This is a genomic window from Lipingzhangella halophila (assembly GCF_014203805.1).
Taxonomy (GTDB): Bacteria; Actinomycetota; Actinomycetes; order Streptosporangiales; family Streptosporangiaceae; genus Lipingzhangella; species Lipingzhangella halophila.
Window position 1 is genome coordinate 1,069,694 of the sequence record NZ_JACHJT010000001.1, and the last position, 25,485, is coordinate 1,095,178.

Genomic DNA, 25,485 nt, shown 5'->3' on the forward strand with positions numbered 1-25,485 from the left:
CCGCCGTCCTCGTGCCCCGTTGGGCGCGGCACCATCGGGCACCCGTACCGATTACCAGGGGTCGGCCCATCCGCTGCCGTCGCCGTCTTCGTTACACACACCACTATCGGGAACCAGGAGCGGTGGCCGGGGCCGGCCCACCCGAGACCCGCGATGGGCCCGGAGCGGCGTTGGGACGGCGGGCAGAGAGGTGACAAAAGGGGCCGTGACACACCGCGCCGGTAAGTCACGGCCCCTTTCGCTCCTGGAGTACGTGGCCACCCGGGAGGGGAGGGCGGCCTGACCAGGAGGGAAGCAGGGCGTTCACTGAGGGAGGGGGAGTCAGTGGAGATCGCCCTGCGTCTGGCCTTCTTGTGAATATGGAACGCGGTTTTCGGTTGTAGAAAACTGCCACCGTTCGGATCTAGGTAAGCAGGGCACCGCCGATTTGGCAAGAGCAGAAGGCCAAGCCGACCGTATTGCCGCGACAGCGCAGTCGACCGCAGTCTACGGCAAGTCGGCCATGATCTCCTTGGCCGCCGAGTGAACGCGTTCGCCCAGCGCGTGCTCGTCGCTCACGGCCGGCGCGTCCAGGTAGACCACCGCCACCGACGCGACAACTGTATCCGAGGCCACCGGCGCGGCCACGGAGGACAACCCCGGCAGGACCTCGCTGCGCGAGTGCGCCCAACCGCGCTCGCGAACGTGGCGGAGATCCGGCGACTCACCCTCGCGGGCTGGCAGGGCGGCAAGGAGTGCCTTTCCGGGGGCGCCGCGGTCGAGCGGGTGCCGCACACCGGGTGCGTACGCCAGATGCGCGACCGAATGCCGCGGCTCCACCGTGGTCAGGGTGATGGCCTCGTCCCCGCTGGGAACCACCAGAAACGCCGTCATCCGCGTCGCGTCGGCGAGGGACGACAGGGCCGGCAGCGCCGCCGACTGCAGCCCGTGCGAGACTCCGCGCGCCAGCACCGGCAAGCCGAGCCCGAGCTCGTAGTAGCCGTCGCGGGTGCGGGTGACCAGCCGGTGGTCCTCCAGTGTCCGCAGGATCCGGTAGACGATGGACCGGTGCACGTCCACGGAGCGCGCGAGCTCGGCGATGCTCATGGGCGCCGCGTTCTCGCGCAGCGCCTCAAGCACGCGGATACCGCGGTCAAGCGTCTGGGAACGCGTCCCTGAGGATTCCGCTCGGCCGCTTGCGCGGGTCGCCTGGTTGGCGGTCTGGCCCATCGGGTCGCTCCTCGCGGATCGTGTGCCCGGGCCGAGCCGGGGCTCTTGAGGTTCAACGATAAACGAGTTCCCTGATCAATAATCGCACACCTCGCGCGCTGCCCATCTGTCTTCGGCCGCTCGGCTCGCTGCCCCGTCTACCGCTCCGCGGTGTCTCCCCGGCACGCGCCCCGCACCCTCTTGTCGGTGGCCTGGGTCACACGTACGATGATTCCAAATAAGAATCTGGTGTTCGAAAATAGATCAAGGAGTGTGCGGGGGATGGCCAAACCGTTCGCGAGTTCCGCGGACCTCGACGAGAAGCAGCAGACCCTGGAGGTCCTCGCCGACGGGGTATACGCGCTGACCGCCGAGGGCGACCCCAACGTCGGCGCGATCGAAGGGGAGGACTTCCTCGTCTGCTTCGAGGCGCTGGCCACACCGGTCGCTGCCCGCTCGTGGCTCGCCCGGCTCCGCGAGTACACCGACAAGCCCATCCGCTACCTTGTGCTGTCGCACTACCACGCGGTCCGGGTGTTGGGGGCGAGCGCGTTCGACGCCGACGTCATCCTCACGCACGAGCGGACCCGCGACCTGGTCGCCGAGCGCGGCGAGGCCGACTGGGCCAGCGAATACGGCCGGATGCCCCGGCTGTTCGCGGAGCCCGCTTCCATCCCCGGCCTGACCTGGCCCACCGCCACCTTCACCGACCGGTTCACGATCGACCTCGGCGGCGACCGCGGCGACCTCGTGCTGCAGTACTGCGGCCGGGGCCACACCGAGGGCGACATCGTCGCCTGGCTGCCCAAGCACCGGATCCTCTTCACCGGCGACCTTGTCGAGGCCGAAGCCGCCCTCTACACCGGCGACGCCTTCCACCACGACTGGGCGAGCAGCACGCTCGACAACGTCGCGGCGTTCGGCGCCGAGGCCCTGGTCGGCGGCCGGGGCGCGGTGGCCCGAGGGCGCGACGCCTGCGACGCCGCGATCGCGCAGACCCGCGGCTTCCTGGACGTCATGCGCGAGCAGGTCGGCACGGTGCACGCGCGCGGCGGGAGCCTCAAGGAGGCGTTCGAGGCCGCGCACACCGCGCTCGCCCCCAAGTTCGGGCAGTGGCCGATCTTCGAACACTGCCTGCCCTTCGACGTGGCCCGGCTCTGGGAGGAGTACGACGGCGTCGAACGGCCCACCATCTGGACAGCGGAGCGCGACCAAGAGGTGTGGGCGCAGCTTCAGGGGTGATCCGCCGCGTCCGCGAACGGGAATGAACACCAGCGGCGCGTGCGTGTGCCGCGCGGCCGCGGACCGGGCAAGGACACCCGGGCCCAACGCCGGAGTCAGCCGAACCAGGAGCAGCGATGTCCTCCACAGTCCCGCCCCCGGCCACGCCCGGAGACCATGCCCCGGCCGGCACGCCCGTGCTGGTCGCCGGGGCCGGTCCCGTGGGCGTCTGCGTGGCGCTCACCCTGGCCCGGTTCGGGGTGCCGACCCTGGTGCTGGAAGCCGAAGAGGAACGCGGCACCGAGTACTTCCACACGACCGGTTCCAAGGCGATCTGCTTCCAGCGCGACGTGCTCGACGTCTTCGACCGGCTCGGCGTCGCGGCCCCGCTGGTCGCCAAGGGCACCACCTGGACCACGGCACGCACCTACTACCGCGAGCACGAGGTGCGGACGGTGACGTTCCCCGCTGGGGCGTCGGGGACCGCATCGGCGGCGGAGCTGCCGCCGTGGATCAACATCTCCCAGGCCCGCGTCGAGCAGGAGCTCCTGCGCCGCGCCCGGGCCGAACCGCTCGTCGAGATCCGGTACGGGCACCGCGTGACGGGCATACGCCAGGACGGCAGCGGCGTCACCGTCGAGACCGAAGGTGCGCGCGGCCCCCGGGTGGTGCACGGCTCGCACCTCGTCGGGGCCGACGGCCCGCACAGCGCTGTACGCAAGCTTCTCGGAATCGGTTTCCCCGGCGAGTCCTTCGCCGACCGTTTCCTGATCTGCGACATCCGGGCCGATCTGCCGTTCCCCAACGAGCGGCGCTTCTTCTTCGACCCGGAGTGGAACCCCGGCCGCCAGGTCCTGGTGCACCAGTGCCCCGACTCCACCTGGCGCATCGACTGGCAGGTGCCCGATAGCTACGACCTGGACGCGGAACGCGCCAGCGGCGCGCTGGACGCCCGTATCCGCATGATCGTCAACGACCTGCCCTACGAGGTCGTCTGGTCATCGGTGTACCGGTTCCACGAACGCTGCGCCGAACGGTTCCGCGTCGGCCGGGTATTCCTCGCGGGCGACGCCGCGCACGTCTACGCGCCCTTCGGAGCGCGCGGGCTGAACAGCGGCGTGCAGGACGCGGAGAACCTCGGATGGAAGCTCGCCTGCGCTCGCGCCCCGGGCAGCACCCCGGAGGCCGCGCGGCGGCTGCTCGACAGCTACCACGGCGAGCGGTGGGCCGCGGCGCAGGAGAACCTCCGCGTCACCGGCGAAACCATGCGGTTCCTGGTTCCGCACACCGACGAGGACCGGCGGCGCCGTCGCGAGACCCTGGAACGGGCGGTGACCGACCCCGACGCGCGTCCCCTGATCGACTCCGGCAAGCTCGCCGAGCCCTACTGGTATCCCGACTCTCCCCTGAGCACCCCGCCCGCCGTCGCCGAGCCCGTACCGGCCGAGCCCGGGGCGGCACGCCCGCCCGTCCCCGGAGTGATCTGCCCTGACGGGCGGTGCGAGGTGTCGGGACGGCCAGGGGCCGCGCGGTTGCGCAACCTCCTCGGGCCCGGTTTCACCGTGTTTACCGCCGACGCACGCCACGCCCGGGCGCTGGCCGAGGCGACGGCGTCGGGCCCGCTCCCGGTGGCGGTGCACGCTCTGGACGAGATCGATACCGACGGCTCCCTGGCCGAGGCGCTGCGCGCGGGGCCCGCGACCGCCCACGTGGTCCGGCCGGACGCCCACCTGTGCGCGGTGCTGCCCGCCACCGACACCGAGGCGGTGCGCGCTGCCGTCCACCGCGCCTGCGGCCACCCGGCCGCCGTATCCGAGGCGGCGCCGTGAACGCGGTCAGGCCGGCCCGGACCGGGGGCCGCGGCACCGGACTGCGAACGGCCCGTTGTCGCGGCACGGACCGGGGCAGGGGAGGAACGTGTCCCCACTCCTAAGTCAACCCGCCGCAGCCCCGGCGCCACCACACCGCTTCCCGCGACGTGGACAACCCGAGGCGCCGACGCAACAACCAGAAAGGAAGTACTCGCGATGCCGTTCTACCGTGCGGTTGGTGAGCTTCCCCGCAAGCGCCACATCGTCTTCCGGAGTCCCGAAGGCGGGATCTACGCCGAGGAGCTCATGGGGGAGGAGGGTTTCTCGTCCGACTCGTCGCTGCTGTACCACCGCTTCCTGCCGACCGCGATCGTCAAGTCCGAGCCGGCCATCGATCCGCTCACCGAGGCCGAGTTCACGCCGAACCTGCCGCTGGCGCCCCGCCACTTCCGCACCACCGAGCTGAAGACGGGCGGCGACCTGGTCGGGGGGCGCGGGCTGCTGGCAGCGAACAACGATGTCCGCCTGAGTTTCGCCGCCGCCGACCGGCCCAGCGAGCTGTACCGCAACTCCGTCGGTGACGAGACCGTTTACGTGCAGTCCGGCACGGTCCGCTTCGAGTCGACCTACGGGGTCATCCAGGCGGGCGAGGGCGACTACGTGAACGTCCCCACCGGCACCATCCACCGCTGGGTCCCCGACGGCCATGTGACGGCGCTGGTGATCGAGGCGACCGGGCACATCCGACCGCCCAAGCGCTACCTGTCGCAGTACGGCCAGTTCCTGGAGCACGCGCCCTACTGCGAGCGCGACCTGCGCGGCCCCACCGGGCCGCTCGTCATTGACGGGCCCGAAGCCGAGGCCGCGACCCCGGTGCTGGTGCGTACCCGGGGCGGCCTGACCCGTATGACGTTTGCGCACCACCCGTTCGACGTCGTCGGCTGGGACGGCTACCTCTACCCGTACGCCTTCAACATCGGCGACTTCGAGCCGATCGTGAAGAAGACGCACGCGCCGCCGCCCGTGCACCAGACGTTCGAGGGGCCCAACTTCGTCATCTGCTCGTTCTGCCCGCGGCCACTGGACTTCCACGACGACGCTGTACCCATCCCGTACAACCACCACAATGTCGACAGCGACGAGTTCATGTACTACGTGGCGGGGAACTACGCCGCGCGCAAGGGATCCGGTATCGACATCGGCTCGATCTCGCTGCACCCCGCCGGGTTCACGCACGGCCCGCAACCCGGGGCGGTGGAGGCCGCGCTCGGCGCCGAACGGACCACCGAGACCGCGGTCATGATCGACACCTTCCGGCCGCTCGATATCGGCCCCGCCGGCCGGGAGTGCGAGGACTCGGGCTACGCGTGGACGTGGGCGCGGTGACGGGGCACGGCGGCGCCGGGAGCGAGCGGACTCCCGAGGACGGGTCCGCGATAAGCGCGACACCGCCGCGGGCGGCGGTTGCGGGGCACGGCGGATCCGGTGTCCTGCTGCGCGCCCTGGTCGACGACGCCGGGCTGTTCCCGCCGACCGAGCTGGGCGTGGCCGATGCGGTGCGGCGGCACCTCGCCGACCGCGCCAGCGGTAACGCGATGCTCACGCACCGCTTCCTGTGCCCGTTGAGCCGGTGGGAGCAGTTGCGGGCGGCTCTCCCCGAGGACGGCACCGGCGGCGCCGTGATGCTGGACGCCGGCGTGGTCGTCGACACCGACGCGGGACTACTGGGCAGGGTCCCCGATCCCGACCCCCGCATCCGCGTCACGCACTACGAGGTGCGGGTCCCCGCGGCCGACATCGCCGCGGCGACCCGTTACCTGGCCGAGGCCGGGCCCGACCACGCCCGTACCCCCGTCTACCTGGAGGTGGACCGCGGCCCGGACGGGCTGGACGCGCTTGCCGCGCTGGCCGGCGCCGCGCCGCTCGGAGCCAAGGTGCGCTGCGGCGGCGTGCGCGCCGAGCTGTTCCCGGACGTCGCCGAACTCGCCGCGTTCATCGCCACCTGCGCCCGGCACGCGGTGCCGTTCAAGGCCACCGCCGGACTGCACCACGCCGTCCGGCACACCGACCGGGCCACCGGGTTCACCCATCACGGCTACCTCAATCTGCTGCTGGCCACGGCCCGAGCGGCGCAGGGCGGTGACCGGCACGCCGTGGCCGGCGCGCTCGGGGCGGATGATCCGGCCTCGCTGGTGGCCGAGATCCGGGCAATCAGCCGGCCCACCGCCGAACACACCCGCGCTCTGCTCGTCGCCTACGGGTCGTGCAGCACCAGCGACCCGATCGCCGACGTTGACCGCCTCGGATTGTCGGGCGGCGGCTGATACGCCGCGGCCGACCCGTGGCCGCGGTGCGTTGCGCGGCTCGGCGACACGCGGGGGCGGCCGAGCCGGGCGGCGTGTCCGGCTCCCGTCCACGACGACACAACAGCCCAACCAGAGGAGGAACGTGACAACCACCTGGGTGTCCGGAGCCGATGAGGCCGGGTACGGCGCCGACAACCTTCCGTTCGGCGTGTTCTCGCCGCCCGGTGGCGCGCCGCGTGTCGGAGTGCGCGTGGGCGACTACGTCCTGGACCTCGCCGAGGTGCTGGGGGGACCGGAGTTCTCCGCTGGCTCGCTCAACCCGTTCATGGCGCGCGGCGCCACCGCCTGGCACGCTGCCCGGACCAAGGTCGCCGGAATGTTGGCGAAGGAGGCCGGCCGACCGGTGGCCGAGCCCCACCTGACCCCTCTGTCGGAGGTGCGGCTGCACGCCCCGTTCGACGTTGCCGACTACGTCGACTTCTACTGCTCGCTGGACCACGCCAGCAACGTCGGCAGGATCTTCCGTCCGGACGAGGAGCCCCTCAAGCCCAACTGGCGGCACCTTCCGGTGGGTTACCACGGACGCGCGGGCACGGTGGTTCCCTCAGGGACCGACATTGTGCGACCCGCGGGCCAGCGAAAGCCCCCCGAGGCCTCGGACCCTGTGTTCGCACCGAGCGTCCGGCTGGACATCGAGGCCGAACTGGGTTTCGTCGTGGGCACCTCGACCTCGCTGGGGCGCACGGTGCCGGTGGAGGACTTCGCGGAGCACGTGTTCGGGGTCGTCCTGGTCAACGACTGGAGCGCCCGGGACATCCAGGGGTGGGAGTACGTGCCGCTGGGGCCGTTCCTCGGCAAGTCGTTCGCGACGTCGGTATCGCCATGGGTGGTGCCGTTGGAGGCCCTTAGCGCCGCCCGCGTCGCCGGGCCGGAGCAACAGCCCGCGCCGCTGCCGCACCTGCGGCGGGTGGCGGACTGGGGGCTGGACATCGCGGTGGAGATCCAACTGAACGGCGAGGTCCTCGCGCGGCCGCGGTACGCGTCGATGTACTGGACCCCCGAGCAGATGCTCGCCCACATGACGAGCAACGGAGCATCATTGCGTACTGGTGACCTCTACGCGTCCGGCACCATCTCCGGCCCCCTGCCCGACCAGCGAGGATCACTGCTGGAGCTGACCTGGGGCGGCGCGGAACCGCTGACGTTGGCCGACGGCTCGGTCCGCACGTTCCTGGAGGACGGCGACACTGTCAGCATCGCCGGCTCCGCGCGCGGCATGGGCGGCGGCACCATCTCCCTCGGAGAGGTCACCGGGACGGTGCAGCCCACGCGGCACCCGGCCCCCTGACGGCCGGCCAGCCTCGTTCCGCCCGTGGCGGGGCCCACCGAGGGTGACTGCGCGGACATGCTCGGCGCTGGGCGTGTCCCCACGGTCAGGGCCGGTGCGGAATCGCGCGGTGCGGGGCCGGTTTCCGCGCGATCGCGCACGTTCATCGGCGCTCTTGCGGATTTCGTTTCTGCACGGCGCGGCGAAGGAACGAGATCCGCAAGATCAGCACAGAAGCAGCCCTCGCCGGATGTCCACCCCCGCCCACGTCACCGGTCTACCCGTTCAGCGGGACGGCGGGCAGAGTCCACGCCAGGGCGTCCCTGGCGGTGGCCGAGCGATCCGACTCGTTCGCGGCCGCCTGCTCCAAGGATCCGCTCGCTCGCTCCTGCTCCTCGATGATCGTCGTTATGAGCTCGTCGACCACCGTGGAGCCGACCCCGAACCGCTCGGCGCACGCCTTGAGCGCGGCCTCCCGGGTGTCCTGGTCGGCAGCGTGCCAGCTTTCGCGGAGCGCGTCGTCGTCCTCGGGGGCGGCGCCCGCCCCCGGCCCGGCATTCTCGCCATCCTCCACGCGGGCGCCGGCCAACTGCTCGGCGAGGCACTCCCGGACCTCGCGGACGGAGACGTCCGTGGGGAGGTCCGTATTCTCCCCAGTGTTTCCGGTGTCCTCGGCGGCCCCCTGTTCGGATGCCGCTCCCGCCGCATTGTCCTCCCCGGGCACCGCGGACCCCCCGCTGCCGGTGGCGTCCTCGCGCGGGCCGCCCTCCGCGGGTGCGGGAACCTGATCGTCCGGTACCTCGGGAAGCGCGTCCTCCGGCTCCTGGGCGGTGGTCCTGGCCCGCTCGCGTTCCGGGTCCGCCGCCTGCTGCTCCTGCTGCTCGATTCCGGCCGCCATTCGGGCGAGCTCGTCAGAGTCCCAGGTGTCGGGCTGCAGGTAGGTCGTGACCGCCACGCCCGGTTCCTCGACCCAGAACATGTCACCGGTTCTTTCGGAGAGGTAGGTGTCGCGGCCGTTGTTGTCCACCTTCGCGAGCTGCTCATCGTCGAGGTGGCCGTACTGGGCTTCCCGAATCTGGTCGAGCGTTGTGATGCTCTCGTCCCGGAGCACCGTGATCTTGCCGTAGATCTTGTCGGGCCCGGCCATCCAGGTGATGTCCGAGGTCCGGCCGCCATCCCGGTTCGTCGCGGACTTGGCGTTCAGCCCGTGCTTCTCCAACCCCGAAGGAAGGTACTCGATGGTGAAGCCGTCCAGGGTGTAGGAGGACGCGTCGTGTTGCACGACGGGCCACGGACGCGGTTCGTCGTCGGCGGTCGCGGTGCCGGACGCGATGGCCAGGCCGGCAACGGAGATCGTAGTGGCACTGGCGAGCGCGACCCACCGCGTGCTCGGCTTGCGCATGCTCGAACCTCCCATGTTTAGTTACCTGTTGTCGCAGTAGTGATACGTACCGCGACTATCGGCAATACCAAAAGTCGCACATGAGGTTACGAAATACGTGCAGTCCGTGACTGCGTGTCGCGTCTCCGCGGTATTCACCGGAAGGTCTAATACACGTGCGGGGGAGTTTCTGGGCGCTGCACTCCCGGATCGCCTTGCTGACACTGTCCGGCAACTCTGCGGGGTCAGTCTGGGGCTGTCAGTGAATCCGCCCCGGAAGGGGGAATGGCATGTTCCAGCGGCTGGGCATTGTCGCGGCCACCGCAGCCGTCGCTGTGGTGGGAGGCGGCAGTGCCGCCGTAGCGGCCCCTGATACCGAGTCCACAGCCGGTACCGCGCCAAGCGCCAGCGCGGGACCGCGCATCGTCACCGACGTCGCCCACCGGGGAGCGTCGGGCTATGCGCCCGAGAACACGCTCGCGGCGATCGACGAGGCCAATGAGCACAACGCGACAACCGCCGAGGTCGACGTGCAGCGCAGCAGCGACGGCGCTCTCGTCGTCATCCACGACACAACACTGGAACGCACCACCGACGTAGAGGAGGTCTACCCCGACCGCGACCCCTACGACGTGGCCGACTTCACGCTCGGCGAGCTGAGGGAGCTCGACGCCGGTTCCTGGTTCGACGGCGAGTACGCCGACGAGCCGATCCCCACCCTCGAAGAAGTCCTGGACCGGATGGACCAGAACGGGCTCAATCTCCTCCTGGAGATCAAGTCCCCCTCGCTCTATCCCGGCATCGAGTCCGATATCGCCGACACGATCCGCGACAACCCCCAATGGCTCGCACCCGGCGGTGGCGAGGCGCACCGCCTCGTCATCCAGAGCTTCGACTGGGAGTCCGTCGAGCGGTCCAGCGACGAGCTCCCCCAGATCCCGCACGGCCTGCTCGGCGAGGTCCCGGAGGACGAGATCGCGGACTACGCCGCCTGGGCGGACCAGATCAACCCGAACCACACCGGGCTGGACGCCGACTACGTCGATGCCGTCCACGACGCGGGCCTGGAAGTGTTCCCCTACACCCTCAACGACGCCGAGAGCATGCGCTCGGTGATCGGTATGGGAGCCGACGGAATCATCTCCGACTACCCCGACATCGCCCGCGAGGTCATCGAGGACGAGGACGCCTCGCGGCTCCCGCGGTCGCTGCCGTAGCCGCCAACAGCTCGCGCGCCGATCGCCCGGAAGCGAACCGCCTTCCGGGCGATCGCCCTGTGCCCTCTCGCGCCTATACCGTCGACCTGCGGCCCGTACGCCGGCCAGCGGCGCTCAGCGGATGGGCACGCGGATCCTGCCGGGACTCTCGGCGGTTCCGGCATCGGGGGCCAGCCACTCGTTGGAGAGCAGCACGGCCAGGGTGTAGAGGTTCCACACCTGGCCGGCCCGCTTGGGTGGGTCCTCGGCCAGCAGTTGCTCGGTGCGCTGCCGGTCAACGAGCTGGAAGAGTTCCGGTGTGGCCAGGATGCGGTCGCGCATCGGCGCGACGTAGTCCGGGCCCAGAGTGCGGCGCCAGTCGAACCCGCCGAGACCGGTCCGGGCGCGCAGCCTCGGCCGGAAGCGCCGGGCCAGGCGGTGCACGGGGTTGTACACGCGCCGGTGGTCGAAGCGCCATGGGCGGTCGGCGATCGGCAGCCACTTGAGCGGAGGCGCCAGGTGGGCGATCAGGTGGTACATGACGGCCTCTGACCAGCGCCACGCCGGTGGCAGGCTCATGGCCTCCCAGCGCACGCGATGGTCCAGGAACGGGTGGTACATGCAGTAGCCGACCAGCGTCGCCTGGCGCGAGGCGGGGAGCCAGCGGCCGCTGCGGAACTTGAGGAACATCCGGTCCAGCCCGAGCCGGAAGTCGGGCTCGCACATCTGGTGGTACTCCTCGTGCAGCCGCTCCGCGATCGCGTTGGCCTCCGGGGTCATCAGCCATGACTGTGCCAGGGCGATCGTGCGCAGCTTGCTCCGCAGGGCATCGGTCGTCAGGTCGCGCCGGTCGATGAGCCAGCCGCCGCGCAGCGCCTCGCCGCCGGAACCGGACAGCCGTGCCTCCAGCGCGAAGGACTTGGGGGCGATGACGTTCTCGAAGGCGGAGTTCATGCCTTCGGTCATGCGGAGCAGCCGGGTGGTACGCGGTAGGGGGTGCTCGACGAGGATCGACTCGTCGTCGTACTGCTCCGGCGTTTCCACGCGGTGCTCGGTGACGCCCAGCTTGGTGCAGATCTCCCGGGCGAGGACGACGTCGGGATGGTCCGCGAAGCCGCGGGTCGACGCGTGGAAGGGGATTCCCGCCGCGTACAGTGTCGCGGCGACCAGCCGGCTGTCGCGTCCGCCCGTCAGCGAGAGCGAGATGGACTCGTTGTGCTTGCGGACCGGTTCCACGGAGGCCAGCAGCGCGTCTGCGAGTCGCCGGATGTGCGGGCGGCGCCGCAGCGGTGGCGGCGTCTCCGCGGGGGGCTCGGGGAGGTCGCGCCGCAGAACACGGGCGCGCCCGTCGCGGATGCGCAGGGTGCTCAGCTCCGGCAACGCGGTCAGCCCCGCGAAGGGGGTCTCGTCGGAGATGTAGAACCCGTGGCGCACCAGCGCCTGCATGGGCGCTATGTCGTATGCGGGAGGGGGCGGGAACCGTCCTGCGGGGCCCTCCTCGGCCGCGCGCGCCACAAGGTGCGTCAGCACGGCCCGGTTCCCCACGACGTGCAATCCGGCGCTCTGGCAGTAGAAGACCGGGTCGGTCCGGGTGATGGGGGTGACCGCGTCGATGCCGTTCTCCAGTGCCCGGAACACCCCGAACGCGCCACCGGTGCGGTCGACGGTGGCACCCAGCTCCGGCGCGGTGCAGATGCGGTCGATGTCGGCCGGATCGTCCAGGTAGCCGGTATAGCCCAGCACACCGGTTCCGCCCGCCGTGGCGATGCTGGTCAGCGGCTCGGGTAGCCAGTGGTGCACGGGCTCGTTGGTCCACGCGAGAAGCGCGACACTGCCGCTCGGCGCGATCCACGTGTCGTGCCGCAGCGACGCGGCGGGCACCGGCAGGACGGTCTCGGCGAGCCGGCGTGCCGCCTTGAGCACGTGCGCCGAGAGGGGGGCCCGAGTGTCGGGCGCGGCCGAGGTCAGAGCGATGTAGAAACGCATCCGGCTCTCCTGTGGTTCACGGTGCTCTCGCTGATGTCTCCCGGATGAACGCGCCGGCCCGCACTCGCGACGGGCGCGTCAGGATCGTCCAAAGCCCACCACGGCAGCTCGGATGGGCAGCGGCGCCGCGCGCGTGTTCACGAGGTTGTCGCCACGTGTTCCCCGGGCACGCCCTACGCGAGAGTGCAGGTCAGGGCGCGACCGTGCGGGGAGAGCGCACGTCATCGGATGGGGACGCGGATGCGCTCCACGTCGGACTCCCGGGGGTCCGCCGACAGCCACTCGCCGGAGAGCAGCACGGCGATCGTGTACAGGCTCCAGATCTGGTTCGGCCGGGTGATGGGGTCCTGGTCCAGGATCCGTTCGGTGGCACGCCGGTCGGTGAGCCGGAACACATCGGGGGTGTCCAGGATCCGCTCACGCATCGCGGCCACATAGTCCCCACTGAGGTCGCGCCGCCAGTGGAACGCCCCCGCCGCCGACCCGGCGCGCCGCACCGGCCGGGAACGGCGGGCGCGGCGGTGCAGGGGGTTGTAGACGCGCCGGTCGTCGAAGCGCCACGGGTGGTTGGCGATGGGCATCCGGGCGATCGGTGGTGCGAGCCGCCTGATCAGCTTGTACACCACCTCTTCGGACCGCCGCCATTCCGGCGAGACACGCATCGCCTGCCAGTGCACGCGGTGGTCCAGGAACGGGTGGTACATGCAGAAGCCCGAAAGGGTGGCGGTGCGCGAGCCCACCAGCCAGCGCCCGGTGCGGAACCGCAGGTAGAGCTCGTCCAGAGCCCGGACGAGGTCGTGCGCGTGCGCAGTGCTGAACTCGTCGAACAGCGCCTGGGCCGCAGCGTTGGCCTCGTCGGTCATCAAGGGCGCCTGGGCCTGGGTGATCGTGCGCAGCCGCCCGAGAAGCGCGGGCTTGGCCAGGTCCGATTGGTCCCGCAGCCAGCCGCCGCGCAGCACCTCGCCGCCCGAGCCCGAGATCCGTGCCTCCACGGCGAACGCCTTGGGGCTGATGACGTTTTCGAATGCGGAGTTCATGCCCTCGGTCATCCGTACCAGCCGCAGGGTGCGCGGTAGGGGGTGCTCCACCAGGAGCGAGCCGGAGTCGTCACGATCGGGAGCCTTGACGCGGTGGTCGCGCACGCCCAGCCGCTGGCAGATCTCGCGGGCCAGCTCGACGTCGGGGTGGTCGTCGACACCAGTGGTCGTGGCGCGGAACGGGATGCCCGCAGCGTACAGCGTGGCGGCGATCAGCCGGCTGTCGCGCCCGCCGCTCAGCGCCATCGAGACACCGTCGGGGTGCTTGCGCAGCGGCTCGACCGATGCGACCAGGCTCTCCGCCAACTGGGCGATCCGCCGCCCGCGCAGGGGAGACAGCGGGGCTGGTGCCGGAGCCGGCCGGGGTGGCTCGCGCCGCAGGACCGTGGCGCGGCCGTCGCGGATGCGCAGGGTGGACAGCTCGGGAAGCGCGGTCACTCCGGCGAAGGGGGTGTCATCGGTGAGGTAGAACCCGTGCCGGACCAGGGCCTGCATGGGGGCGATGTCGTAGCGGGGCGTGGGCGGCAGGTGGCCATCGGGCCCCTCCTCGGCGGCGCGGGCCACCAGGTGTCCCAGGGAGGCCCGGTTGGACACCACGTGCACCCCGGTGCTCTCGCAGTGGTAGACGGGGTCGGTGCGGGTGATCGAGGTGAGGGCGTCGAGCCCGGACGGTAGCGCGCGGAACAGCCCGAAGGCGCCCCCGGCGCGATCCAGGGCCGGTCCCAGCTCGGACGTTGTGCACAGCCGGTCGAGGTCGGCGTGGTCGGTGAGGTACCCGGTGGTGCCGAGCACCCCCGTCTCCCCGTCGACCGTGACACTGGTCAACGGGTCGGGGAGCCACTCGTGGCGGGGTTCGTTGGTCCAGGCCAGCAGGGCGACATAGCGGTCCGGGGCGAACCAGGTCTCGTGGCGGAGGGTGGCCGCGGGCACGGGCAGGACCGTTGCGGCGATCTGGCGTGCGGCCTCGATGACGTATCCCGGTACGGGGGTGCGTCTTCCGGAGCTCGTGGTGGTGAGTGCGAGGTAGAAGCGCATCCGGTCTCCTCCGGTCCGACTTCGGTCACCCGTTGCCTCACGGGGTGTTGCCCTATGTATAAATTTGACTACGAAGAGCATCAGCAGTCGAGGTGACACGGCCGCGTGCGGGCAACCGGAGGCCGCTGACCGGTTCGATAGTGCCCGCTCCTACTGGTGCGTACTGGCTCCGCCGCGATGGGCCCGGGGGCCTGCGGCCGGGTGGGCGCGGAGCCGCCCGAATCCCCGCAGGGCGAGTTTCCGTACTTTTTGCGACGTTGATCAGTGAGAGGTGCCTCCTGTTGGATAGACCCAAAGTGTGTGGTTCGTAGGGATAGGCCGAATGGGCGGCGCGGCGGCGCAGGCCGAGGAGCTCGCCGCGCAGCTCCGCCGTGCCGAATGCGACGCCGGAGCGCACGAAGCCGACATGGCCGTCTTCGAACGTGACCACGCCGATATCGACACGCGCGTGGAGCGGTTGGAAGCCGAGCTGAGTGCGCTGCGCCAGCGGCGCATCGAGGCGTACGCCCGGTGGTGGAACGCCCGGGAGGATCGCGACCGCTCACTGCACATAGCCCGCCGGTTGCGCCGCCGCCTCGAACGGACGCGGCGCCGGCTCCGGTACCTGGAGGGCTACGCGGGCGGCTGAGCCCGGCTCCGGTGGATCCGGAGCGGGAGGTGGTGCCGCGGAACCGGAAGGGCCGCTCGCCGAGAACCGTCCCCGTTCACGAGGGCGAGAACGTCAACCGCCGTCTTCGGGGGCAGTGCCAGTGCCGGCGTCAGCCTCAGCGGCGGGGCCGGGGTTGGTGGCGGAGTCCAGCGCGGCACCGAGCGAGCGCCGGACATCGGCGGCCGCGGTTTCGAGCGCGCGCAGGGTCGCCTCGATCGCCGGGCGCCGGACGCTCGTGGCCCGGACAACGGCGTAGACGTCCCGGAAGGGCGCGGCGCGGGGCAGCCGGCGGAACGCTATCCCGGTGGTCCCGCCGGCGAGGGCGAGCGCGGGGACGGCCGCGACACCGATACCGCGCGCGACGAGGCTCAGGATGGTCCCGAGGCCTTCGAACTCCCACGCCGCCGCGGGCGCCCCACCGACGTCGGCCAGCAACTGGTCGGTCCCGAAGCGGGAAGGCTCTCCGTGCGGGGCCGCGATCCACGCCTCGCCGAGCAGCTCGCGCAGCTCCACGGGCTGGCTCGGGTCGGCCAGGCGGTGGCCCTCGGGCACCGCGAGCACCATGGGGTCGTGCAGCAGGTGGATATGCCGCAACGTGCCCGCGCTGCTGTCGGGCGCGGCGCCGGACCACTGGTCCACCAGGGCGATGTCGACTTCTCCCGTGGCGACCTGGCGCGAGCCGGCGCTGCGCATCGTCTGGCGCAGCACCAGTTGCATGCCCTCGTGCCTGCGCAGGCTCTGCGCCAGCCGCGGCGCGAACGCCACCGCCGCGGTGGGGAAAGCCGTCACCGTAACCCGGCCCATAGCAACGCCGGTCTGGGCGGCCAGCACCGACTCCGCGGCCTCCACCATCGCGAGGATCTGCTCGGCGTGTTCGGCGAGGAGCTGGCCGGAATCAGTCAGCTCGGCGCTGCGCGCGGTGCGGTCCAGCAGTGGAGTACCGGCCTCGCGTTCCAGGGTGGACAGCTGCTGTGAGATTGCCGACGGTGTGTAGCCCAGCGACTGAGCCGTCGCCGCGATCGTGCCCTGATCGCCGAATTCCTTGAGGATCTGCAGCCGCAGGAGGTCAAGCATAAATCTAGCTTAACCTCACCATCGAAAAGAGCCGCTTGTACTGATGGAGGTCCCTGGGCAGGCTGAAAGTAACCGGTCGGCAAAGTCCACCGGCGTACCCGAGACTCGGACGATGCGGAGTTGAAAACCACATGTCTGTCACTGTGTCCGCAACCCTCGCCGTTAACGAAGCGCTGGCGGAGAAGCAGCGCCGGGGGCTCCCAGTTCTGCCCCTGGGATTCGGCGAGGCCGGACTGCCCGTGCACCCCGGTATGCGGGATGCCTTGGCGATGGGAGGTGACAGGAACGCGTACGGGCCGGTCGCCGGCTCGCACGAGCTACGCGCCGCGGCGGCCGGGTACTGGGAGCGACGGGATTTGCCGACAGATCCCGACCTGGTGGTATCCGGACCGGGCAGCAAAGCGCTGCTCTACGGGCTGCTGCTGAGCCTCGGCGGCGACGTCGCCATCGCCGCGCCGAGCTGGGTGAGCTACGCGGCGCAGGCCAGGCTGGCCGGGTACCGCCCGCTGCTGATCCCCACCGCACCCGCGCAGGGCGGCGCGCCGCAGCCCGACCTGCTCGCGGCCGCGGTCTCCGCGGCCCGCGCCGAAGGGCGCGACGTCCGCAGCGTGATCGTGACCCTTCCCGACAATCCCACCGGCACTGTCGCCTCCCCCTGCACCATGCGCCGGCTGGCCGAGGTGGCCCGCGAGCTCGACCTGGTGATCATCTCCGACGAGATCTACCGCGACCTCGTCCACGACCCCGTGACCCCTATGGCCAGCCCGGCGGAGTTCGCCCCCGAACGCACCGTGATCTCGACCGGCCTCAGCAAGAGCCTGGCCCTCGGCGGCTGGCGCCTCGGCGTGACCCGGCTGCCCGACAGCGATCTGGGGCACCGGCTGCGCGACTCCCTGCTCGGCGTGGTCAGCGAGATCTGGTCCAGCCCCGCCGCGCCCATCCAGCAGGCGGCGGCCTATGCCTTCGAAGAGCCAGCCGAGCTGGTCGACCACGTCGCGCGCAGCAGGCGGCTGCACGGGCTGGTCGCCCGCGCCGTGACCGACCGGTTCGTGGCCGCCGGCGCGATGGTCGCGGCCCCGCAGGCGGCGTTCTACCTGTACCCGGACTTCGAGGGCTGGCGGGGCCGGCTGGCCGCCGACCACGACGTCACAACCGGTCCGGAGCTCACCGCGTTCCTGCTGGAGGAGTACGGCATGGGGGTCCTGCCGGCCGCGGAGTTCGGCGAGAGCGACGACGCGCTGCGGATGCGCGTCGCGACCAGCCTGCTCTACGGCGAAAGCGAGGCGCAGCGCTACGCCGCGCTCGCCGCGGACGACCCCACCGCGCTGCCGTGGATCCGCGCCCACCTCGACCGCCTCAGCGAGGTCCTGGCCGGCGTCACCGCGGGCGTCGGGCAGGCGAGCCTGCTCTCTCGCGCCCGGCTGAACTAGGGAGTTCAAGGCTTCCGGATCAGCCGCCGAAGGCAGCGGGTGGGCCGGCTCCCGGTGATCGGTGCGGGTGCCCGGTGGTTGTGGGGGCGACGGGGGTGGCGAGGTTGGTGGTGGGGCCAGTGGGGGTGTCTGTGGTGTGGTTCTCGGTGCTGGGTCGCGCCGAGAGTGTCTGTGGGGACGGTCTCGGCGCCGAATCTGTCCGCACGGCCGGTTTCGGTGCGACGTGAGCCCTCGCGCGCCCACATCACCGACCCGGGCCGGCCAACACCGGTGAAGGGCGGGACGGTCTACGCGGAAGGGTCCGTCCCGCCCTCCTACCGCAGGCCACGTTAGCGGGCGCTAGGTGCGTGGTCGCGCGTGGGGCACCAACGTGTCGCTCGGGGCGACCACCGAGCGGTAGTGCTCGATGAGCTGGTCGCCGATAACCTCCCAGCTCCGGCCCCGCACGCTGGTGCGCGCAGCGGATGCCATGCGTGAGCGCAGTGCCGTGTTGTGGATCAGCCGGCCGGCCGCCACGCGCAGCTCCCGCACCGAGTCAGGACTGTAGAGCAGCCCGTTGTGCTCGGAGGACACCAGATCCAACGGGCCGCCCGCCGCGGGGGCCACCACCGGGACTCCTGAGGCGAGCGCCTCCTGCACCGCCTGGCAGAACGTCTCGTCGGCGCCGGTGTGCACGAAGACGTCCAGGGACGCATAAATCCGGGACAGCTCCGCACCGGTGAGCTGACCCGGGAAGACCGCCTCCGGGATCCGCCGGCGCAGCCGGCCGCGGTCCGGGCCGTCGCCCACGATCACCACCCGCGCCCCGCGCAACTGCGCCACGTGGGCGAGCAGGTCGACGCGCTTGTCGCGGGCGAGCCGGCCGACAAACCCGACGATGGCCTCGCCGTTCGGGGCGAGACTGCGTCGCAGGTGCTCGTCGCGGTGGCGCGGGTGGAACCGTTGGGCGTCCACGCCCCGCTGCCAGAGGCTCAGCCGGGGCAGGTCGTGGTCGGCGAGGACCTGCAGGGTGGCTGACGACGGCACCAGGGTCCGGTCCACGGCGGCGTGCAGCCGGCGCAGCAACGGCCACAGCGTTTCCCCGCACGGGACCCCGTAGCGGCCGGCGAACCCGGGTAGGTCGGTCTGGTACACGGCCACGGTGGGCAGTGCCCAGCGGCGCGCCGCGTCGACGGCGGCCTGTCCCAGCAGAGCGGGGGAGGCGAGGTGGACCACGTCGGGGGCGAACGCCCGCAGCGCGGTGTCGACGAGCCGCCGGGCGGGCAGCCCCAGCGCGAAGCCGCGGTAACCGGGAAGTGGGACACTCGGCAGCCGCACCACCGGGAAACCCGCGTACGAGGACGGTCCGTTCCCCGGGGCGAGGATCATGGCCTGGTGGCCACGGGCGGCGAGGTGCTCAGCGACCCGGCACACCGAATTGGTTACTCCATTGACCTGCGGTAGGAAGGATTCTGTCACGATAGCCACGCGCAGCGACGTGGCGGCGATGGACGACGGGGAAGACGCGGAAACGGGGGACATGACGTTCTCCCAACGTCGGGGGGATTCCCTCTGGCACGCTAGGCCGGCCGCGTGAATCCGCTCGGACCTGAGATGAACGCCGCGAAGAAGTTCTGGAGCCAGCGGCGCGACGTCCGGGTAGCCGCGTCGGGGCGCGTGTGTGGCGCGATTCCGCTGTAGGGTCGCGGTCCAGGACCACTGCGAGAAGTGAGGAGCCAACCGGTGACCCTTGTCGAATGGGCGGAGCGGGTCTGCGCCGAGCTCGAGCTCTCCGAGGAGATCGGCAAGGCCGATGTCGACCGAATCCTCGACCTGGCCAAGGACGCGGCGCACTCGGTGGCGCGGCCTGCCGCCCCCCTCACGACCTACCTGCTCGGCATCGCCGTGGGCCGCGGTGCCGACCCCGCTGACGCGGCCGCCGAACTGCGCCGACTGGCCCTGGAGCAGGCGCCGGAGCCGCCCTCTGATGCGGGGTGAGGCGGTGCGCCGCGCGCAGGCACCGCACCCGCAATCAGCGTGAGGGGTAAACGTGACGTGTACGTAACGCGGCGATGCGACCCTACCCGGGCGTAGCGATGACTCCAGGCCGGGTCGTCACCTGTTCCCGGCGGCGCCAGAAGCGCTTCCGGGTATGGCGCGTATGTCCCCCACCATCCGACCGATATAGGGAGTTCGCCCATGCAAGAACTCCAGGAGATGCTTGACTTCATCAACGATGACATCATCTGGAGCCAGTTTGTCCTGGTCCCGCTGCTCCTGCTGACCGGGCTGTTTCTGACGATTCGGCTGCGGCTGCTGCAGTTCCATAAGCTGCTCCACGCACTGTGGCTCGCGCTCATCCGGCGCAAGGACCGGCCCGATGTCGAGGGCGATATCTCGCACTACCAGGCACTCAGCACGGCGCTCGCCGCGACCGTGGGTGTCGGCAATATCGCTGGTGCGGCGCTCGCGATCAACATCGGCGGCCCCGGCGCGCTGTTCTGGATGTGGATGACCGGCCTGGTCGGTATGGCCACCAAGTACAGCGAGGCCGTCCTCGGTGTGAAGTACCGCCGCAAGGACAGCGTCGGCAAGCAGAGCGGCGGGCCGATGTTCTACCTGCGGCACGGCCTGCCCGGCGGTCTCGGGATGACCCTCGGGTTCCTCTTCGCCGTGTTCGGCGCCATCGCCGCGTTCGGGATCGGCAACGGCACCCAGGCCAACACCGTGGCCCAGCAGCTAGAGGACGTCTGGACCATCCCCCCAATGGTGACCGGCGCCGTGCTGGTGATCCTGGTGGCCGCCGTCATCATCGGCGGCATCAAGAGCATCGGCCGGGTCGCGGCCGGCGTCGTCCCGGTGATGGTCCTGATCTACATCGCCATCACGCTGTTCATTCTCCTCGTGCACGTCGGTGACATCCCCGCGGCGCTCGGCCTGGTGTTCACCAGCGCGTTCACCGGATCCTCGGCGGTCGGCGGATTCGCGGGCGCCACCGTGCTCGTGGTGATCCAGCAGGGTGTCGAGCGCGGCATCTTCTCCAACGAGTCGGGCCTGGGTACCGGGGCGATCGCCGCGGCGGCGGCCAAGACGGACCAGCCGGTGCGGCAGGGTCTGGTGTCGATGACCCAGACCTTCATCGACACTCTGATCGTCGTCACGATGACCTGCCTGACCATCATCGTCACCGGGGTCTGGCAGGTGGAGGAGCCCGAGGACGGCTCGTTGCTCACCTCGCGGGCGCTGGAGGAAGGGCTCGGCGCGGTCTCGCCCGCGCTGGGGTCGCTCGGCGGCTACATCGTGGCCCTCGCCGTGATGATCTTCGCTTTCACGACCCTTCTCGGCTGGTCCTACTACGGGGACCGCTGCATCGACTACCTCGTTGGCCACCGCGGGGTCGTGCCCTACCGGGTGCTGTTCGTGGCGGTGGTGTTCGTGGGAGCGACCGCCGAGCTGGATCTGGTCTGGACCTTCAGCGGTATCGCGAACGGTCTCATGGCGCTGCCCAACCTGGTCGGGCTGATTCTGCTGGCGCCGATCGTGGTCTCCGAGACCAAGCGGTACTTCGCCAACCCCGACTGGAAGGATCCGGATATCAAGGTGCCCGACGTGCGGAGCTGACGCGCGCCGGCCACGCACAAGGGTCAGGCGCCGCCGGGGTTCTGGAGGGTCCGCAGGTGGGGCGGCCGCGACCGGCGAAGCCGATTGGGCGGCACACCGGAGGTGCCCGAAGGTTCCCGGCTTCGGGGCGCCTGACCCGGCGAGCGGCAGCGAGCCCAAAAAACAAGGGGCGCCCCGCTCGAAGAGCGGGGCGCCCCTTTCTGGTTGCCGCCCTGGCTGCGCCGGTTCCGGGAGACCCGGCTCCGCGGCGCGGTTCGCGTTTTGGCCGGTCAGTGATCGTCCGCGGGCCACAACGCGTGGAAATGGTGGACCGGGCCCTTGCCACGACCGGCATTCAGGTCATCGGCGTAGCGCAGCGCCTCGGTCAGATAATCCTTGGCCTCGCGCACGGCTTCGTAGAAGTCGCGGCGCTGCGGGCGCAGAGCCGCGATGGCGGACGACAGTGTGCAGCCGGTGCCATGCGTGTTCTTGGTGGGCAGCCGCTCGGCGGAGAACGCCTGCGGGGAGGAGCCCGGTTCGGCGAGCAGGTCGGTGCTGCTCTCTCCGGCCAGATGGCCGCCCTTGAGCAGCACCCGCTTCGCGCCAATGTCGAGCAGTCTGCCGGCCTGTGCCCGCATCGCCGGCAGGTCGTGCACCTCGTCCTCGCCGAGCAGCTCGGCACTCTCCGGAAGGTTCGGGGTGATGAGGTCGGCGCGCGGCACGAGCTGGTCGCGGACCGCGGCGATCGCCTCGACCGCCAGGAGCCGGTCGCCGCTCTTGGCGACCATCACCGGGTCGAGGACCACGTTGTGCAGCCCGTGGTCGTCGATGGCGCTGGCGACCGCGTTGATCACATCGGTGTCGCCCAGCATGCCGATCTTCACCGCGTCCACCTTCGCGTCCGACAGCAGCGTGTCGAGCTGGGCGCGCACGAACTCCGCCGGTACGGGAAAAACCCCCGTGACCCCGGTTGTGGCCTGCGCGGTGAGGGCGGTGAGCACGCTCATGCCGTAGCCGCCCAGCGCGGAGAAGGTCTTGAGATCGGCCTGGATCCCGGCTCCGCCGCTGGGATCGCTGCCGGCGATGGTCAGAATGTTGGGGGTCAATGGCGTTCCTTCGCTAGTGCGACCTAGGTCAGGTTCGACGGGTGTGCTCTCAGCCGGTTCCTTTCCGGCACCCCGCGCCTTTCAACCAGGATTGCACGTTGGTGGCACGTTGGTGTCATGTTCCCCGGGTGACACCTGCCGCGGGGTTGTCGGGCGCCGCTCCGGTCTCGCGGCGTGCCCGGACGCGCCGTTCCACCAGCAACACCGCCACGACGAGCGCGAAGCCCACCACCGCGCACACGATGGTGACGGGGACGTCGCCGGCCGGGGCGAAGACATTGCGCTCTTCGTCCTGCCAGGGCCACAGCGCGCGCAGCGACCCCGCCATGAGGCCGGTGAGCACGACCAGCGTCACGTGGTGGTAGTGCTCCAGCAGCCACTGCAGCAGCTTCACGAAGCACGAGAGCCCGATGGCGGCGCCTACCCCGAACGTCGCGATGTATCCGAGCTCGCCGGTGTTCAGCGCCTCGATCGTCACTGTGTACAGGCCGAGGGTGAGCAGGATGAACGAGCCGGACATCCCCGGAAGCACCAGGGCGCAGATGGCGACCGCGGCGGCGGCCATGACGACCAACGGGTGCGGATCGACGTGTGCCGGCGGCAGCCCGGTGAGGACGAACGCCACCGCCGCCACGGCGAGCGCGAGCAGGTAGTGCCCGCCACTCCAGCGGCGCCCCGACCCGGAGTAGGGCACCCACAACGAGGCCAGCACCAGGCCGAAGAAGAACGCATAGGCGCGCTGCTGCTCCTCCTCGACGATGGGGGCGAGGAGCTTCGCGGCGGTCAGCGCCGCGATCGCCATTCCGATGAGCACCGCGAAGATGACGGCCCAGTCGGCCTGCCGGAACTCCGCGGCGGCGCGGGCACCGCCGCGCCCGCGCGGCAGGTCGGAGGCGGCCTTGCGGACGCCGCTGACCACGTGCCCGGCCGAGGTGATGAGCTGCTCGTAGATGCCGACGATCAGCGCGACCGTGCCGCCGCTGACGCCGGGAACCACCTCCGCGGTACCGATGAGCGCGCCGCGGAATCCGTTGAAGAGGTGGGTGCCGACTGTCTTCGCCATGTCTCGTGTTCCGTCAGTGGAGGTCGGGTGGGGGTGTTGGGTCGTGTTTGGCGAACCGTTTCGGGCTCGCGGCCGCCAGGCAGGACCCCGCTGCGCCGATGCCGCTTGCCCAGCCAACCAGGATGGGCCGCGCGAATCGGCTTGCGAGAGATTGCCTGGATGGCCGCTCGCTGATCCGAAAGCCTTACACTCCCTAGCGCGGCGGGTCTGGCGGCCCAGCGCTGTGGGTGAGCCCCAAGTCTAGGGGGCTGCGCCGGGGCTTGCGGTCACCCCGGCGACGCAGCGCGTCCGGTGCGCCGCCTTCGCTGGCCCCGAGGAAGCGCCGTCCGGGTACCGCTGTCCGCCGGCTCAGGCGGAACGGCGTGCCACCGCCATGGCCCACCGGTAGTCCTGCTTGCCGACCGCGGTCCGGCGGACCTGGTCAACGAGGTGGAACGCGCGCGGCACCTTGAAGCCGGCGAGCCGGGTGCGGCAGTGGGCGCGAAGCTGTTCCTCGCTGGGCCGGCGACCGGGTACGGCGGCGATGACGGCACAGACCTGCTGGCCGAGGTGGTCGTCGGGCGCCGGCACCACGATGGTGTCATCGATGTCGGGATGTGCCTTGAGCACCGACTCGACCTCTTCGGGGTACACCTTCTCCCCGCCGGTGTTGATCACCGCGGATCCCCGGCCCAGCAGTCTCACCGAGCCGTCCGCGGCGATGGTCCCGTAGTCGCCCGATATCGCCCAGCGGCGACCTTCGGAGTCGCGGGGGAACGTGCGCGCGGTCCGTTCCGGATCGTTGTAGTAGCCGAGCGGGATACGGCCGGTGCGGGCGATGCGGCCGACCTCCTCCGACCCCGCCGGCAGTGGGCGAAGCTCACTGTCCAGCACCGCGACGCTCGCCCCCATGGTGAAGCTCGGGGCGTCGGTGCCGTCGACGGCACCGGACGCGCCGCACACCCCCGTCTCGGTGCCCCCGTAGCTGTCGTTGAGCGCGATATCGGGCCGCCACTCGCGCCAGAGCTCCCGAACCACCGAGGTGAGTGGGGTCCCACCGGAGAGGACCGTGGTCAGGTTGGCGCACCGGGACGGATCGGCCAGCAGTTGCCGGGCGATCGGGCGCGCCATCGTGTCCCCGACCACCTGCAGCGCGTGCACGCCCTCGCGGTCGGCGACGCCGACGACGTCCGCCGGGTCGAACGGGCGCCGCGTGTTCAGCACCACGGTCCGGCCGCTGAGGAGCATGTACAGGGCGTTCCACTGGCCCGCGGCGTGCATCAGCGGTCCGAGGACCAGCATCCGGCGCGGCGAGCGGGCTCGCGCCCGCTCAGCGAGCTCAGCCGGCGAGGACGCGGGGGGCACATCCGGGCGGCGGCTCTCCAGGGCGACGCGGAAGATGTCCGCCTGGCGCCACATGACCCCCTTCGGGTCGCCGGTGGTGCCGCCGGTGTAGAGCAGGTAGAGGTCGTCGCCGCTGGCGGGCGGCAGTTCGCTGCGGTCACCGGTGGTTCGGGCGAGCGCGTTCTCGAAGTCGGTGCCCGGCAAGGAGGTGCCGGGGCTTCCGTCGTCGAGCAGCAGCACGTGGCGCAGCTTCGGCAGCTCGGCGCGGATCTCGGCGACCCGGCTGGTCAGTGACCGCTCGGCGATCAGCGCCACGGCGCCGGCGTCGGCGAGGACGTGGCGCAGCTCGCGCGCTACGTAGCGGTAGTTGACATTCACCGGGACGGCTCCCGCGCGCAGCACCCCGAGTGCCGACTCCAGCCATTCGGCCCGGTTGTAGGCGAGGATGGCGACGTGCTCGCGGCGCTCGATACCGGCCGACCGCAGGTGGCGCGCCACGAGGGTCGCGCGGGTGTCGAGCTCGCGGTAGCTCAACCGCCGCTCGCCCGCCAGCAGGGCGATCCGATCGGGAACCGCCTCGGCCACGGCGGCGAAGAGGTCGGCAAGCGCGAACCCGCTCTCGGGGGATCCGTGCGGCGCGGCCGTGGTGAAGTGCGCCGCGGGGCCTGGCTTCGCGGTCATATCGTCCCCAGAGTACGCATACCGGCTCAAGTTTCGCGGGCCGCGTCGCGCTCTGACCTGGGGTCGTGGCCGATCTCACCCGATCGGGCGTG

At 71.0% G+C, this 25,485-nt stretch carries 19 protein-coding genes and 1 riboswitch; of the genes, 10 read left to right on the forward strand and 9 right to left on the reverse strand.

Features of this window, described 5'->3' with window-relative positions:
* Positions 1-486 precede the first annotated feature (486 nt).
* The gene (locus F4561_RS04845; RefSeq protein ID WP_184575173.1) at positions 487-1,209 is read right to left on the reverse strand and encodes an IclR family transcriptional regulator; all 723 of its coding nucleotides are present in this window, start codon (positions 1,207-1,209) and stop codon (positions 487-489) included.
* Between the two features lie 261 nt (positions 1,210-1,470).
* Here F4561_RS04845 and F4561_RS04850 point away from each other — a divergent pair, with 261 nt between their 5' ends.
* From F4561_RS04850 to fahA, 5 genes are all read left to right on the forward strand, one after another.
* The gene (locus F4561_RS04850; protein WP_184575175.1) at positions 1,471-2,430 is read left to right on the forward strand and encodes an MBL fold metallo-hydrolase; all 960 of its coding nucleotides are present in this window, start codon (positions 1,471-1,473) and stop codon (positions 2,428-2,430) included.
* A gap of 116 nt (positions 2,431-2,546) precedes the next feature.
* Positions 2,547-4,238, forward strand: a complete 1,692-nt coding sequence (locus F4561_RS04855) for an FAD-dependent monooxygenase (protein WP_184575177.1) — start codon at positions 2,547-2,549, stop codon at positions 4,236-4,238.
* 198 nt (positions 4,239-4,436) lie between these two features.
* Positions 4,437-5,606 (forward strand): homogentisate 1,2-dioxygenase, encoded by a 1,170-nt coding sequence (locus tag F4561_RS04860; protein ID WP_184575179.1) that lies wholly within the window; start codon positions 4,437-4,439, stop codon positions 5,604-5,606.
* Entirely contained in the window at positions 5,588-6,544 is a 957-nt protein-coding gene (locus F4561_RS32325; protein ID WP_246437139.1) for a hypothetical protein, read from the forward strand. Before F4561_RS04860 ends, F4561_RS32325 begins: the two co-directional genes overlap by 19 nt.
* Before the next feature lie 124 nt (positions 6,545-6,668).
* Complete coding sequence (fahA, locus tag F4561_RS04870; protein ID WP_184575181.1) at positions 6,669-7,874, forward strand: fumarylacetoacetase; 1,206 nt, start codon at positions 6,669-6,671, stop codon at positions 7,872-7,874.
* A gap of 256 nt (positions 7,875-8,130) precedes the next feature.
* On the opposite strand, the gene F4561_RS04875 is transcribed toward fahA, so the two are convergent.
* A complete protein-coding gene (locus tag F4561_RS04875) occupies positions 8,131-9,255 on the reverse strand; it encodes a hypothetical protein (protein WP_184575183.1) in 1,125 nt (374 codons plus the stop codon).
* Between the two features lie 269 nt (positions 9,256-9,524).
* Between F4561_RS04875 and F4561_RS04880 the strand changes: the two genes are divergently transcribed.
* Positions 9,525-10,451 (forward strand): glycerophosphodiester phosphodiesterase, encoded by a 927-nt coding sequence (locus tag F4561_RS04880; protein WP_184575185.1) that lies wholly within the window; start codon positions 9,525-9,527, stop codon positions 10,449-10,451.
* Between the two features lie 114 nt (positions 10,452-10,565).
* Here F4561_RS04880 and F4561_RS04885 read toward each other — a convergent pair whose 3' ends face one another.
* A complete protein-coding gene (locus F4561_RS04885; protein ID WP_184575187.1) occupies positions 10,566-12,416 on the reverse strand; it encodes an asparagine synthase-related protein in 1,851 nt (616 codons plus the stop codon).
* A gap of 221 nt (positions 12,417-12,637) precedes the next feature.
* Positions 12,638-14,488: an asparagine synthase-related protein gene (locus tag F4561_RS04890; RefSeq protein WP_184575189.1), complete on the reverse strand. Its 1,851-nt coding sequence runs from the start codon at positions 14,486-14,488 to the stop codon at positions 12,638-12,640.
* Positions 14,489-14,786: 298 nt separating this feature from the next.
* Between F4561_RS04890 and F4561_RS04895 the strand changes: the two genes are divergently transcribed.
* Positions 14,787-15,116, forward strand: a complete 330-nt coding sequence (locus F4561_RS04895; protein WP_184575191.1) for a hypothetical protein — start codon at positions 14,787-14,789, stop codon at positions 15,114-15,116.
* A gap of 93 nt (positions 15,117-15,209) precedes the next feature.
* Here F4561_RS04895 and F4561_RS04900 read toward each other — a convergent pair whose 3' ends face one another.
* Positions 15,210-16,211 (reverse strand): LysR family transcriptional regulator, encoded by a 1,002-nt coding sequence (locus F4561_RS04900; RefSeq protein ID WP_184575193.1) that lies wholly within the window; start codon positions 16,209-16,211, stop codon positions 15,210-15,212.
* Positions 16,212-16,342: 131 nt separating this feature from the next.
* On the opposite strand from F4561_RS04900, the gene F4561_RS04905 reads away from it, so the two are divergent.
* Positions 16,343-17,641, forward strand: coding sequence for a pyridoxal phosphate-dependent aminotransferase (locus F4561_RS04905; RefSeq protein ID WP_184575195.1), 1,299 nt, complete (start codon positions 16,343-16,345; stop codon positions 17,639-17,641).
* 339 nt (positions 17,642-17,980) lie between these two features.
* Here the strand turns inward: F4561_RS04905 and F4561_RS04910 are convergent, their stop codons facing one another.
* A complete protein-coding gene (locus F4561_RS04910) occupies positions 17,981-19,162 on the reverse strand; it encodes a glycosyltransferase family 4 protein (protein WP_184575197.1) in 1,182 nt (393 codons plus the stop codon).
* A 201-nt stretch (positions 19,163-19,363) separates the two neighbouring features.
* On the opposite strand from F4561_RS04910, the gene F4561_RS04915 reads away from it, so the two are divergent.
* Together F4561_RS04915 and F4561_RS04920 are read left to right on the forward strand one after the other, a co-directional pair.
* Positions 19,364-19,618 (forward strand): DUF6457 domain-containing protein, encoded by a 255-nt coding sequence (locus tag F4561_RS04915; protein WP_184575198.1) that lies wholly within the window; start codon positions 19,364-19,366, stop codon positions 19,616-19,618.
* A gap of 201 nt (positions 19,619-19,819) precedes the next feature.
* Positions 19,820-21,241 carry an alanine/glycine:cation symporter family protein gene (locus tag F4561_RS04920; protein WP_184575199.1) on the forward strand — a complete coding sequence of 474 codons (1,422 nt, stop codon included), beginning with the start codon at positions 19,820-19,822 and terminating at the stop codon, positions 21,239-21,241.
* 269 nt (positions 21,242-21,510) lie between these two features.
* Here F4561_RS04920 and thiD read toward each other — a convergent pair whose 3' ends face one another.
* From thiD to F4561_RS04935, 3 genes are all read right to left on the reverse strand, one after another.
* On the reverse strand, positions 21,511-22,326 hold the full coding sequence (thiD, locus tag F4561_RS04925) for a bifunctional hydroxymethylpyrimidine kinase/phosphomethylpyrimidine kinase (RefSeq protein ID WP_184575200.1): 816 nt from the start codon (positions 22,324-22,326) through the stop codon (positions 21,511-21,513).
* A riboswitch (TPP riboswitch) is annotated at positions 22,315-22,411 on the reverse strand. It overlaps the preceding gene by 12 nt.
* Positions 22,412-22,441: 30 nt before the next feature.
* The gene (locus F4561_RS04930) at positions 22,442-23,389 is read right to left on the reverse strand and encodes a DUF368 domain-containing protein (RefSeq protein WP_184575201.1); all 948 of its coding nucleotides are present in this window, start codon (positions 23,387-23,389) and stop codon (positions 22,442-22,444) included.
* Positions 23,390-23,737: 348 nt separating this feature from the next.
* A complete protein-coding gene (locus F4561_RS04935; protein WP_184575202.1) occupies positions 23,738-25,393 on the reverse strand; it encodes an acyl-CoA synthetase in 1,656 nt (551 codons plus the stop codon).
* Positions 25,394-25,485 lie beyond the last annotated feature (92 nt).

Coding starts and splice junctions, on each gene's coding strand:
- F4561_RS04890 (WP_184575189.1), bottom strand. CDS start 14,488: ATGCGCTTCTACCTCGCACTCACCACCACGAGCTCCGGAAGACGCACC.
- F4561_RS04910 (WP_184575197.1), bottom strand. CDS start 19,162: ATGTCCCCCGTTTCCGCGTCTTCCCCGTCGTCCATCGCCGCCACGTCG.
- F4561_RS04850 (WP_184575175.1), top strand. CDS start 1,471: ATGGCCAAACCGTTCGCGAGTTCCGCGGACCTCGACGAGAAGCAGCAG.
- F4561_RS04905 (WP_184575195.1), top strand. CDS start 16,343: ATGTCTGTCACTGTGTCCGCAACCCTCGCCGTTAACGAAGCGCTGGCG.
- F4561_RS04935 (WP_184575202.1), bottom strand. CDS start 25,393: ATGACCGCGAAGCCAGGCCCCGCGGCGCACTTCACCACGGCCGCGCCG.
- F4561_RS04885 (WP_184575187.1), bottom strand. CDS start 12,416: ATGCGTTTCTACATCGCTCTGACCTCGGCCGCGCCCGACACTCGGGCC.
- F4561_RS04920 (WP_184575199.1), top strand. CDS start 19,820: ATGCAAGAACTCCAGGAGATGCTTGACTTCATCAACGATGACATCATC.
- F4561_RS04900 (WP_184575193.1), bottom strand. CDS start 16,211: ATGCTTGACCTCCTGCGGCTGCAGATCCTCAAGGAATTCGGCGATCAG.
- F4561_RS04860 (WP_184575179.1), top strand. CDS start 4,437: ATGCCGTTCTACCGTGCGGTTGGTGAGCTTCCCCGCAAGCGCCACATC.
- F4561_RS04880 (WP_184575185.1), top strand. CDS start 9,525: ATGTTCCAGCGGCTGGGCATTGTCGCGGCCACCGCAGCCGTCGCTGTG.
- F4561_RS04845 (WP_184575173.1), bottom strand. CDS start 1,209: ATGGGCCAGACCGCCAACCAGGCGACCCGCGCAAGCGGCCGAGCGGAA.
- F4561_RS04855 (WP_184575177.1), top strand. CDS start 2,547: ATGTCCTCCACAGTCCCGCCCCCGGCCACGCCCGGAGACCATGCCCCG.
- F4561_RS04875 (WP_184575183.1), bottom strand. CDS start 9,255: ATGCGCAAGCCGAGCACGCGGTGGGTCGCGCTCGCCAGTGCCACTACG.
- F4561_RS04930 (WP_184575201.1), bottom strand. CDS start 23,389: ATGGCGAAGACAGTCGGCACCCACCTCTTCAACGGATTCCGCGGCGCG.